Genomic DNA, 12031 nt, shown 5'->3' with positions numbered 1-12031 from the left:
GGTGCGGCTGCCGCGTGTTGTTCTGGAGAAACCATGGCGGGCGACGAAACCAAACATCTTCCCCTCGAGGACCTGCATCTCGCTGCCGGCGCCAAGTTCGGCGCTTTTGCCGGCTGGTCGATGCCGCTGACCTATCCGGCCGGCGTGATGAAGGAGCACCTTCACACCCGCGACCATGTCGGCCTGTTCGACATCTCGCACATGAAGCTGTTCGAGATTTCAGGCCCCGGCGCTGCCGCGCTGCTGGCCCGCGCCTGCCCGCTCGATGCGGCGGCGCTGGAGCTTTCGCAATCCAGATACACTTTCTTTCTCAACGAAGCCGCCGGCATCCTCGATGACCTCATCGTCACCAGGCTGGGCGACCAGCGCTATGTACTGGTAGCGAATGCCGGAAATGCCGCTGCGGACGAAGCGCATCTGCGCGCGGTAGCGAAGGGTTTCGACACGGAAATCAAGCCGCTCGACCGCGTTTTTCTGGCCATACAGGGACCGGACGCCGAAGCGGCACTTTCCAGCGCCGGTGTCGACGCCGCCACGCTTCAATTCATGCACGGCATCGAACCAAGACAGGACTGGTTCATGAGCCGCTCCGGCTATACCGGCGAGGACGGTTTCGAGATCGGCCTGCCGGAAAAGGATGCGCGTGCCCTTCTCGGCAGCCTGCTTGAAGACGAACGCGTCGCCTGGGTCGGGTTGGCCGCGCGCGACAGCCTGCGGCTGGAGGCCGGGCTTTGCCTGCATGGCCAGGATCTGACAGCAGAGACCGACCCGGCGAGCGCCGGCCTGACGTGGGCGATCTCCAAGGACTTGCGCACATCGGGCACTTTCATTGGAGCCGAGGCACTGCGCGCCATTCTTGCGCGCGGTGCTGACGAAAAACGTGTCGGCCTCAAGCCGGAAGGCAGGCAGCCCGTACGCGCAGGCACCGCCCTCACCGACGCAGACGGTAAACCCGCCGGCCGCGTTACCTCAGGCGGCTTCGGCCCTTCCGTCGGCCATCCGGTCGCCATGGGCTATGCCGCAGCGCCGTTGGCAAAACCGGGAACACAACTGTTTGCCGATGTGCGCGGCAGCAAGATTCCCGTCGTGATCGTTTCCCTACCCTTCACCCCTCACCACTACCGCAAAGGATGATTTTTATGGCGAAGACCTATTTTACCGAAGATCACGAATGGCTCTCTGTCGAAGGAGGCGTCGCCACCGTCGGTATCACCGATTATGCGCAGGAACAGCTTGGCGACCTCGTCTTTGTCGAACTGCCGGATGCCGGCAAGAAACTCGCCAAGGGCGATACGGCGGTGGTGGTCGAATCGGTGAAGGCCGCTTCCGACGTTTATGCGCCGGTCGATGGCGAAATCACCGAAGCCAACGGCGCGCTTTCCTCCGATCCGGCGCTGGTCAATACGGCGGCGACCGGGGACGGCTGGCTATGGAAGATGAAGCTTGCCGATGAAAGCCAACTCGACGGTTTGATGGACGAGGCCGCCTACAAGGCTCATATCGGCTGACAGCAGGACGAAAAATCATGACCACGGCACCATTTTCCTTCTCGACCCGCCATATCGGGCCGGGTGTAGACGATTCATGCGCCATGCTCGCCGCAATCGGCGTGCCATCGGTGGAAACGCTGATTTCCCAGGCCGTACCGAAGTCGATCCGCATCGACCGGCCGCTGGCCCTGCCCGCTCCGGCGAGCGAGGCCGAGGCACTTGGTGAACTCTCGGCCATCATGGCCAAAAACACCGTTCTGAAAAGTTTCATCGGCACCGGCTATCATGGCGTGCATGTGCCGCCGGTGATCCAGCGCAACCTGTTTGAAAATCCGGCCTGGTACACCGCCTACACGCCCTATCAGGCCGAGATCAGCCAGGGACGGCTGGAGCTTCTGTTCCACTTCCAGACGCTGGTGACCGAACTGACCGGCCTGCCCCTCGCCTCCGCCTCGCTGCTCGACGAGGCAACCGCCGTGGCCGAAGCCGTTGGCATCGCCTGGCGTTTCCATTACGGCAAGCGGCCCAAAGTGGTCATCGCGGGCGCGCTGCATCCGCAAATCCTGGACGTGGTGAAAACGCGCGCCGAGCCGCTCGGCATCAGAATCGAAGCCGACAAGGCCGACGATCAGACAGCAGCGGTGATCGTGCCCTGGCCCGACACGTTCGGCGTCTTCGGCGATTATTCAGCGATTGTCGATGAAGCGAAGGCCACCGGCGCCCTGATTATTGCCGTGGCCGATCCGCTGGCGCTCACGCTGGTCGAAGCGCCCGGAAAGCAAGGCGCCGACATTGCCGTCGGTTCCTTGCAGCGCTTTGGCGTTCCCATGGGCTATGGTGGACCGCATGCGGCCTATATGGCGGTTTCCGACAGGCTGACCCGCCTGATCCCCGGCCGGCTGGTCGGCCAGTCGGTCGATACCAAAGGCAGGCCCGGTTATCGTCTGGCGCTTCAGACACGCGAGCAGCACATTCGCCGCGACAAGGCGACCTCCAACATCTGCACCGCGCAGGCGCTGCTCGCCAATATGGCGGCTGCCTATGCCATCTGGCACGGGCCGCAGGGCCTGCAAGCCATGGCGCAGCACATTCACAACCTGGCCGCCCGATTCTCGGCAGGGCTCGCGAGCGCAGGCCTGACGGTTGCCGGCGTGGAGATATTCGACACCGTTACGGTGACGGTTGAAGGCCGCGCCAAGGCAATTGCTGCCGAAGCCGAACAGTCCGGCCGACTGGTCCGGCTGATAGACGAAAACCGGATCGGCATCAGTTTCGATGAAACCTCCACCGAGGAGGATCTTCAGGCGCTGTCCGCACTGTTCGGCGCGACGGCGCCAGTGGAAGCGGCATCGATGCTGCCGGAGGAGCGGCGCGGCAAGAATTTCATGTCGCAACCCGTGTTCCATGAAATCCGCTCCGAAACCGAGATGATGCGTTTCCTGCGCCGCTTGGCCGACAAGGACCTTGCCCTCGACCGCGCCATGATCCCGCTCGGCTCCTGCACGATGAAGCTCAACGCGGCGGCGGAGATGATCCCGGTAAGCTGGCCCACGATCGCCAATCTGCATCCTTTTGCGCCAAAGGCACACTCTGCCGGCTATCGCGAGATGATCGGCCAGTTGGACGATTGGCTCTCCGAGATCACCGGTTTCGATGCGGTTTCGCTGCAGCCCAATGCCGGCAGTCAGGGCGAATATTCCGGGCTGCTGGCGATCCGCCGCTATCATCATTCGCGCGGCGAGGATCATCGGACCATCTGCCTGATCCCCTCCTCCGCCCACGGCACCAATCCGGCAAGTGCGGCCATGGCAGGCATGGACGTGGTGGTCGTGCGCTGTACCGAAGACGGCAATATCGACATCGACGACCTGAAGACGAAGGCGGCGGAACATGGCGACAGGCTTGCGGCGCTGATGTTCACTTACCCGTCGACACACGGCGTGTTCGAGGAAGGCGCGAAGGACATCTGCTCGATCGTGCATGAGCATGGCGGACAGGTCTATTTCGACGGCGCCAACCTCAACGCGCTGGTCGGTCTGGCGCGTCCGGGCGATATCGGGGCCGATGTCTGCCACATGAACCTGCACAAGACGTTCTGCATTCCGCATGGCGGCGGCGGCCCCGGCATCGGACCGATCGGCGTCAAGGCGCACCTGAAGCCCTATCTGCCGGGCCATGTCGCGGAGGGGTCGGCGCATGCGGTGGCCGCCGCGCCCTTCGGCAGTGCCTCCATCCTGCCGATCACCTGGATGTATATCCGCATGATGGGCGCGACCGGGCTGAAACAGGCGACGGAAACGGCAATCCTTTCGGCCAACTATCTGGTGGCGCGGCTGGAAAAGCATTTTCCGGTGCTCTATCGCGGCCGCAGCGGGCGTGTCGCGCATGAGTGCATCCTCGACACCCGCGTGCTCAAGGAAGGTTCGGGTACCAGTGTGGACGACATCGCCAAGCGGCTGATCGACTATGGCTTCCATGCCCCGACCATGTCGTTTCCGGTGGCGGGCACGCTGATGGTCGAACCGACCGAGTCCGAGCCGAAACGCGAACTGGATCGCTTCATCGCGGCGATGATCGCCATTGCCGGTGAAGCGGAAAGGGTGGCGAAGGGTGAGTGGCCGAAGGATGACAACCCGCTGGTCAACGCTCCGCATACCGCTGCCGAAGCTCTGGCAGGCGAATGGAAACACCCCTATTCGCGCCTTGAAGCCGCCTTCCCGGCGGGCGACGCCGATACGGCCGCCAAATACTGGCCGCCGGTCTCGCGCATCGACAATGTCGCGGGCGACCGCAATCTTGTCTGTTCCTGCCCGCCGGTGGAGGCCTATCTCGACGCGGCGGCCGAATAATCGCGCCAAAAGCCAAAGGAGCCGGGCGAAGGTCCGGCCCCTTTCATAGTGTGCGGACGCTTGCCTCGCTTGCCGGGAAACGATAAGAGCGGGCTGCTCCCTGAACGGAACACGAACCTCAATGATCCGAAACGCAAATCATGCCACTATCGTGGTGTGATTCGCTTTTGAAGAACCGGTTCTTATGGACGACATGAACGACCTTTTCGGCACCGCGGACAAGCGGCCGCGTTCCACCTCGCGCCCGGTCGATCCGCTGGTGCAGGCGGCGCGGCAAGCCGGCAACTCGGCCAGCACTCCCGCCGCGCGCGACGGAGCGGAAAGCTACAGCGCCGCCGACATCGAGGTGCTGGAGGGTCTGGAGCCGGTTCGGCGGCGGCCGGGCATGTATATCGGCGGCACCGACGCCAAGGCGCTGCATCATCTGTTTGCCGAAGTGATCGACAATTCCATGGACGAGGCAGTCGCCGGCCATGCCACCTTCATCGAGGTCGAGCTTTCGGCCGACGGTTTCGTGACCGTGACCGACAACGGCCGTGGCATCCCCGTCGATCCGCACCCGAAATTCAGGAAGCCGGCGCTCGAAGTCATCATGACGACCCTGCATTCGGGCGGCAAGTTCGATTCCAAGGTCTACGAAACTTCCGGCGGCCTGCACGGCGTCGGCGTCTCGGTGGTCAACGCGCTGTCCGATCATCTCGAGGTCGAGGTCGCGCGTGGCCGCCAACTCTATCGCCAGCGTTTTTCACGCGGCCATCCGGTCGCCGGGCTGGAGCAGCTTGGCGAAATTCACAACCGGCGCGGCACGAAAATCCGCTTCCACCCCGACGAACAGATTTTCGGCAAGGGCGCGACCTTCGAGCCGGCGCGCCTGCTGCGCATGACGCGCTCCAAGGCCTATCTGTTCGGTGGCGTCGAAATCCGCTGGATTTGCGACCCTTCGCTGATCAAGGACAAGGACGACACGCCGGCGCGCGCCACATTCCATTTCCCCGATGGGCTGAAGGACTATCTCGCCGCCTCGCTCAATGGCGATTTCCAGGTCACGCGCGAAATCTTTTCCGGCAAGAGCGACAAGCAAGGCGGCCACGGTTCGGTGGAATGGGCCGTGACATGGTATGGCGGCGACGGTTTCCTCAGTTCCTATTGCAACACCATCCCGACCGGCGAAGGCGGCACGCATGAGGCCGGTTTCCGCAACGTGCTGACGCGCGGCCTGCGCGCCTATGCCGATCTCGTCGGCAACAAGCGCGCCTCCATCGTCACCTCCGAAGACGTGATGATCTCGGCAGCCGGCATGCTGTCGGTGTTCATTCGCGAACCCGAATTCGTCGGCCAGACCAAGGATCGGTTGGCGACGGTGGAAGCCGTGCGCATCGTGGAAAACGCCATCCGCGACCCGTTCGACCTGTGGCTCGCGGCCAACCCGCAGGAAGCATCCAAGCTGCTCGACTGGGTGATCGCCCGCGCCGACGAGCGTGTGCGCCGGCGCCAGGAAAAGGAAGTGTCGCGCAAGAGCGCGGTGCGCAAGCTGCGCCTGCCCGGCAAGCTGGCCGACTGCACGCAAAACGCCGCCGCCGGCGCCGAAATCTTCATCGTCGAGGGCGATTCGGCTGGCGGCTCGGCCAAGCAGGCGCGCGACCGCGCCAGCCAGGCGGTGCTGCCGCTGCGCGGCAAGATCCTCAATGTCGCCAGCGCCGGCAATGAAAAGCTCGCCGCCAACCAGACGATTTCCGATCTCACCCAGGCGCTCGGCTGCGGCACGCGCTCGAAATATCGCAATGAGGATTTGCGCTACGACCGCGTCATCATCATGACGGATGCCGATGTCGATGGCGCGCATATCGCTTCGCTTCTCATCACCTTCTTCTACCAGGAGATGCCGCAATTGATCCGTGGCGGTCATCTCTATATGGCCGTGCCGCCGCTCTATTCCATCCGGCAGGGCGGCAAGGTCGCTTACGCGCGCGACGACGCCCACAAGGACGAGTTGCTGCGCACCGACTTCTCCGGCCGTGGCAAGGTCGAGATCGGCCGTTTCAAGGGCCTCGGCGAGATGATGGCCAGCCAGCTCAAGGAAACCACAATGGACCCGAAGAAGCGCACTTTGCTTCGGGTCGATGTGCTGGACGAGGAGGCCGCCACCAAGAACGCGGTCGATGCATTGATGGGCACCAAGCCCGAGGCGCGCTTCCACTTCATCCAGGAGCGGGCCGAATTCGCCGAAACGGATTCTCTGGACATCTGAGCGCGGCCTGGCGATGCCCGCGCCCTCGCACCCCATGAAAAGGGCCTTCCGCACACGCCGCAAGACGGGGCCGTGCTGATGTGGGAGCGCATTCTCGACCGGTTGGGCAGATCACCGCGCGCACTCATCAGCCCGACGCGCTCGGACTGGGTCTTTGCCCTGCGTACGACCTGCGCCGGGCTGATCGCCCTGCTCGCCGCCTATCTGTTCAAGCTGGAACACCCGCAATGGGCGATGATGACAGTGTTCATCGTTGCCCAGCCGGTAGCCGGCATGGTCCTGGCGAAAGGCTTCTACCGGTTGATAGGTACGCTGGCCGGCGCAATCATGGCGGTCGCTCTCGCCACCACGCTTGGCGCCTACCCTTGGGTATTCATCGTGGTGCTGTCGCTGTGGATCGGGCTTTGTACCTTCATCTCCTCGCTGCTGCGCAACCCGGAAGCCTATGGCGCGGCGCTTGCCGGCTATACGGCGACGATCGTCGGCCTGCCGGCTTTCGGCCACCCGCACCTCATCTTCGATCTGGCGACGGCGCGCTGTGCCGAAATCGCCGTCGGCATCGTGTGCGCGGGCATAACCAGCCGCCTGTTCCTGCCGCAACTCGCCCGCGACGCCATGAGCGCGCGCCTCAAGCGCTGTATCATCGATCTTGCATCCTATGCTGCCAGCGCATTCGGCGATGAAGACACCGACAAGCTCGATTCGCTTCACCGCAAGCTGCTCGTCGATGCCCAGGCGCTCAACGAGATGCGCACTTACGCAAGGCTGGAGGCTCCGAGCCTGACGGGACGCGCTCATCCGGTACGGCGCACGATCGGCTACCTGCTTTCGGCGCTTTCCACGGCGCGGATCCTGCACGCCCACAAAGCCCCGGACAACAAGGCACTATTGCCGGTACGCCGGGAATTGCGGCAACTGGTCAAGGAACTGGCGGAGACATCAGGCGCGCTGAACGACGTGCGGCCCTGGATCGCGCGCTTCGAGGCGATTTCGGCAAAGGCGCATGATGTTTCGGCCGATATCGGCACGGAAGGATCCGACAAGGTCGGCACGCTGACACGGCTTTCGATCGCCGGTGAATTTGCCGATACAATGAAAGAAGTCTTGCGCGGGCTGGATGCCTTGAACCGTCCTGCCGGTCATCGACCACGCGACCGGCGGCAACCGGCGCTCGTCATTTATCGCGATTACTTTGCGGCGTGGCGCAATGCCGTGCGCGCCGCAATCGCCACGCTATTGGTGGCGGTCTTCTGGCTTGAGACGCAATGGACGCCGGCAGCGGATGTGGTCATCATCGTTGCGGTAGTGGCCAGCCTGTTCGCGCCGCGCCCCTCTCCCGTGCAGGTCGCCTGGGGCTTCTTCAAGGGAACCGTGCTTGCCCTGCCTTTCGCCTTTGTCGTTGGCCAGGTCGCCACGCCGGTACTGCCGGGGATCGGCTGGTTTATCCTGTTGGTGGTGCCGGTGCTGCTGCCGGCAGCATTGGCGATGACAAATCCACGCATCGTCGGCGTCGCCACCGCTTTTGCCATAAACTTTCTGGTCTTCCTCAATCCCTATCAGGCCATGGGCTATCATCCATTCGAATTCATGGCAGGCGCGGCCTCCATCCTGATCGGCATTTTGCTCGCCATCGGCGTCTATCTCGTGGTGCTGCCGGCCAATCCGCTGGATACGGCACGCCGCATCGCACAGGCCATGCGCGAAGACCTTGTGCGGCTTTGCCTGCGCGAGCGCATTCCGCGTCGTTCCGCCTTCGAGAGCCTGGCTTACGACAGGATCAACCAGTTGATGCCGCAGGTGCAAAGGCTTGGATCACGCGGCGACAAATTGTTCGGTGGCGCCGTCGCATCGGTGACGGTCGGACTGGAAATTCTCAGACTGCGCAAGCTTCAGCAAACCGCTGCCGGCAACCCGGATATCGCCCTGCCGATCGCGGATTACCTGAAGCGGCTGGCTCGCGCGTTTTTAATGCGCGCTTCCGCCGATAGCTGGTCTGCCGCCATAACCCGCATGCGAGAGGAGTCGGCAAGTATGGGTGCAACTCGCGACAGCGCGCAATTTCTGCAATTTGCCGCTTCATTGCGGGTGATTGCCGCGGCAATCGAAGCTTATCCGAGCTTCTTCCGTAAACACGCCTGAACCACTTATACCAGAGGTCGCCGGCGCGCGGTCGCGCGCTCCAACGGTCATCCAAAATGACCGTCGATATTATGCGGCAGCCAGCGCCAGGGCATGCCGACGCGCATTGTCACGCAACGCATCGACATGGATGGCCCGGATCATGCCAGCAAGTTCCTTTTCCGCCGGTTGATCGCCAAGGCCCTCCAGCATCGCCCAGCTAACCTCCTGCACGCCGGCGATGCGACGGCCATTGGCGACATCGCGCCATATCCGGATCGCACGCAGCAGCGGCCCATGAGCTGCATCCGGCAAACCGGCCCGACGCAACAGCGCTCGCACGGCACCGTCATGCCCGCTCGAAAGAAGCGCCCTCACCCGCCTCTCGCTCTGCCCGGTCAACATGACCAGGGCCGAGCCGAAGAAATCCACCTTGCCATGCGCGACCGCGCGCACGATGAAACCTGTCGTGAGTTCGCCACGCAACCTCAGATGCCCGACCAGCGCCTCGTGCTCCTCGGCTGGCGTATTGTCCAGAAGCGTTATCGATGCCTTCACGCAAGCATTGCGCAACACCCGCTCCGCTCCGGTCCTGCCCATCAGCGCCACAAGCAGCGGCGACCCCTGAAGGGCTTCGGAGACCTTGAGAAGAAGCATGTGTCGGCAATCAGCCGGCAGCCGCGCATCGGCGATCAGCGCCTCGCGCACGCCGGCCAGATGGCCATGCCGCTCGGCCATCCGATGGAAACTGAGCGAGGCTATATCGGCGCCGCTGTTGGCGAGCAGCGCCAGACATGCTTCCGGCTCGCCGATCTCGGCAATCGCTGCGGCAAGGCTCATGGAGACCTGCGAACGCCCCGCGATCAATGCCTGAGTCTCCTTGCGCCCGGCGGCAAGCCGGTCGATCAGGTCGACATCCGTCAGCAGCGGCGAACGCCCGATCACCATGGCGGCAATTTCCGGCTGGTCGGCTGCAAGCGCCGCAATGATCTGAACCGGCGCATGGCTGCTCATCGAAAGGGCATCGGCCATCGCCTGCCGCACCTTGGCCGAAGGATCGTCAAGCAGCAGGGTCAGCGCGGCTTCTGCGGCGCAATGATCCTCGAAGCTCAGATTCGGCGAGATGTAAGCTCTTGCCAATGCGCTGGCGGCAGCGGCGCGTTCGCCAACGCGCGCAACCGCGGCCCATTTCAGGAAATGCGAAACAACCACTCGCCAACCCCGCCCGCAATATTTCCAAACCCGGCGGTAGACGTAAGGAAAAATCATTTACAAACGGTTCACCATGTTTGTTAGGAAACGACGCGACCGCAGCTTGCGGGCCGTTCCGCCCGCGCCTATCACCAGCGAAGGAGGAGTTGCGATGGCTGGACTTTATCTGGAAGACCTTGCCGCCGATCAGGTTTTCTCTCACCCGTTGCACAAGACGGTGACCGAAAGCGACAATATGCTGTTTTCGGTGATGACCTTGAACCCGCAGCCTTTGCATATCGATTTCGACTTCGCTGCCAAGACCGAATGGGGAAAGCCGCTGGTCAACTCGCTGTTCACCCTCGGCCTGATGATCGGCATTTCGGTGAACGACATCACCGTCGGCACCATCATCGCCAATCTGGGCATGACCGAAACGGTGTTCCCGCATCCGGTTTTCCACGGCGATACGATCCGCGTCGAAACGACAGTGATTTCGGTGCGTGAATCGAAATCCAGGCCGGATCGAGGCATCGTCGAATTCGAGCACCGCGCCTATAACCAACACGATGCTCTGGTCGCCAGATGTACCCGTCAGGCGATGATGCGAAAGAAGCCGGCCTGATGCGCTCGCTGCTGTTCGTTCCAGGCGATTCGGAAAAAAAGCTCGAAAAGGCAGCGGCTTGCGAAGCCGACGCGCTGATCGTCGATCTGGAGGATTCGGTCGCGCCGGCCAACAAGGCAGCCGCTCGCGCCATCGCTGCCAACTGGCTCTGCGCCCACCGCGATGATATTCGCGCCACGCTTTTCATTCGCATCAACGACCTTTCGAGCGGCCTTGCCGACGACGATCTCGCGGCTCTGGTCCCCATGCGGCCGGACGCCATCATGCTGCCGAAATCGAACGGCGGCCATGATGTGCAACAACTGGCCGTCAAACTGCGCGTCCAGGAGGCGCAAAACGGCCTGCCTGACGGCCGGATCAGAATATTGCCGATCATCACGGAAACCGCGGCGGGCGTGCTGGCAGCCGCCAGCTATGCCAGTGCGAGCAAACGCCTTGCCGGCCTCACATGGGGTGCCGAAGACCTTTCGGCGGTGCTCGGCGCGCGCCCCGCCCGCAACGATGACGGTGGCTATACCGATGTTTTTCGCCTGGTGCGTTCAATGACCATTCTGGCGGCGGCGGCGGCGGACGTCGCGGCCATCGACACTGTCTTTCCGAATTTCCGCGACATGGCGGCTTTCGAGGCGGAATGCATCGAAGCTGAACGGGATGGGTTCACCGGCAAGATGGCCATCCATCCGGCGCAGGTTCCCGTCATCAATGCCGCCTTCACCCCCTCGGCGGAGGCCATCCGGCACGCGCAGGCCGTTATTGCCGCCTTCGAGGCGGCCGGCAATCCCGGCGTCGTCGGTCTTGACGGCAAGATGATCGACCGGCCGCATCTGCGCCTGGCCCAGCGGTTACTGACGCGGGCGAAGGCAGCCGGCGCCATTTAAGTCCTCACCCTCATCCCTGCCATGGCCCGGTATAGTCGCCGTAAAGCGTCGCTGGATCGGGCCGCGGCCGGTCTTGAACCTGCCCGTCATAGGAGCCGACATGGATGAAGCCGATCACCCGCTCATCCGGCGCAAGGCCGAGGATCGCCCTGCCCTCCGGCATATCCGAATACCAGTTGGTGATCATATTGGTGCCGTAGCCGAGCGCGTTGGCGGCGAGAATGAGATTCATGGCCGCCATCCCGCCGGAAAGAAGCATCTCCCATTGCGGGATTTTCGGGTGATCCTTGGCGCTCGACACCACGCCGATCACCAGCGGCGCGCGCGAAAAGCGCGTCAATTCCTGGTTACGCCGCCCTTCCGGCATTGGCCCATTGCGCTCTTCGGCAAGAGCGGCCAGTTTTTGGCCGATCTCCACCCGCGCCTCGCCGCGATAGAGAATGAAGCGCCAGGGCGCCAAGCGGCCATGGTCCGGCACGCGCACTGCCGCCGTAATCATGGTGGCGATCTCGGTATCGTTCGGTGCCGGCTCCTTGAGGTCCTGAATCGGTACGGAGGTGCGGGCCAGCAGGAAATCAATGATCGGCGAGGTCATAGCGCAAATTCCGGTCTGTCTGGTTGGTTTTGCCTGA

General features: G+C 63.1%; 9 protein-coding genes. 7 read left to right on the top strand and 2 right to left on the bottom strand.

The genetic code is table 11. The features are described 5' to 3' along the window. Positions 1-33 precede the first annotated feature (33 nt). From gcvT to BFN67_RS09395, 5 genes are all read left to right on the top strand, one after another. The gene (gcvT, locus tag BFN67_RS09415) at positions 34-1134 is read left to right on the top strand and encodes a glycine cleavage system aminomethyltransferase GcvT (protein WP_080919365.1); all 1101 of its coding nucleotides are present in this window, start codon (positions 34-36) and stop codon (positions 1132-1134) included. 5 nt (positions 1135-1139) lie between these two features. Beyond that, positions 1140-1508, top strand: coding sequence for a glycine cleavage system protein GcvH (gene gcvH, locus BFN67_RS09410; RefSeq protein ID WP_080919514.1), 369 nt, complete (start codon positions 1140-1142; stop codon positions 1506-1508). 14 nt (positions 1509-1522) lie between these two features. After that, positions 1523-4339 (top strand): aminomethyl-transferring glycine dehydrogenase, encoded by a 2817-nt coding sequence (gene gcvP, locus BFN67_RS09405; RefSeq protein ID WP_192856792.1) that lies wholly within the window; start codon positions 1523-1525, stop codon positions 4337-4339. A 184-nt stretch (positions 4340-4523) separates the two neighbouring features. Beyond that, on the top strand, positions 4524-6587 hold the full coding sequence (gene parE, locus BFN67_RS09400) for a DNA topoisomerase IV subunit B (protein ID WP_080919363.1): 2064 nt from the start codon (positions 4524-4526) through the stop codon (positions 6585-6587). A 78-nt stretch (positions 6588-6665) separates the two neighbouring features. Continuing rightward, positions 6666-8726, top strand: coding sequence for an FUSC family protein (locus BFN67_RS09395; RefSeq protein ID WP_080919362.1), 2061 nt, complete (start codon positions 6666-6668; stop codon positions 8724-8726). A 69-nt stretch (positions 8727-8795) separates the two neighbouring features. Here BFN67_RS09395 and BFN67_RS09390 read toward each other — a convergent pair whose 3' ends face one another. Next, a complete protein-coding gene (locus tag BFN67_RS09390) occupies positions 8796-9917 on the bottom strand; it encodes a DUF2336 domain-containing protein (RefSeq protein ID WP_080919361.1) in 1122 nt (373 codons plus the stop codon). Positions 9918-10068: 151 nt separating this feature from the next. Here BFN67_RS09390 and BFN67_RS09385 point away from each other — a divergent pair, with 151 nt between their 5' ends. Both BFN67_RS09385 and BFN67_RS09380 read left to right on the top strand, forming a co-directional pair. Next, positions 10069-10521, top strand: coding sequence for a MaoC family dehydratase (locus BFN67_RS09385; protein ID WP_080919360.1), 453 nt, complete (start codon positions 10069-10071; stop codon positions 10519-10521). Then, entirely contained in the window at positions 10521-11399 is an 879-nt protein-coding gene (locus BFN67_RS09380; RefSeq protein WP_080919359.1) for an HpcH/HpaI aldolase/citrate lyase family protein, read from the top strand. Before BFN67_RS09385 ends, BFN67_RS09380 begins: the two co-directional genes overlap by 1 nt. Before the next feature lie 10 nt (positions 11400-11409). Here the strand turns inward: BFN67_RS09380 and BFN67_RS09375 are convergent, their stop codons facing one another. Continuing rightward, on the bottom strand, positions 11410-11994 hold the full coding sequence (locus tag BFN67_RS09375; protein WP_080919512.1) for a nitroreductase family protein: 585 nt from the start codon (positions 11992-11994) through the stop codon (positions 11410-11412). Positions 11995-12031 lie beyond the last annotated feature (37 nt).

This window comes from Manganibacter manganicus (genome assembly GCF_002075885.1).
GTDB lineage: Bacteria > Pseudomonadota > Alphaproteobacteria > Rhizobiales > Rhizobiaceae > Mesorhizobium > Mesorhizobium manganicum.
This window is presented reverse-complemented; position numbering and strand designations above follow the sequence as displayed.

Coding starts and splice junctions, on each gene's coding strand:
- BFN67_RS09375 (WP_080919512.1), bottom strand. CDS start 11,994: ATGACCTCGCCGATCATTGATTTCCTGCTGGCCCGCACCTCCGTACCG.
- BFN67_RS09380 (WP_080919359.1), top strand. CDS start 10,521: ATGCGCTCGCTGCTGTTCGTTCCAGGCGATTCGGAAAAAAAGCTCGAA.
- BFN67_RS09395 (WP_080919362.1), top strand. CDS start 6,666: ATGTGGGAGCGCATTCTCGACCGGTTGGGCAGATCACCGCGCGCACTC.
- gcvH (WP_080919514.1), top strand. CDS start 1,140: ATGGCGAAGACCTATTTTACCGAAGATCACGAATGGCTCTCTGTCGAA.
- gcvT (WP_080919365.1), top strand. CDS start 34: ATGGCGGGCGACGAAACCAAACATCTTCCCCTCGAGGACCTGCATCTC.
- parE (WP_080919363.1), top strand. CDS start 4,524: ATGGACGACATGAACGACCTTTTCGGCACCGCGGACAAGCGGCCGCGT.
- BFN67_RS09385 (WP_080919360.1), top strand. CDS start 10,069: ATGGCTGGACTTTATCTGGAAGACCTTGCCGCCGATCAGGTTTTCTCT.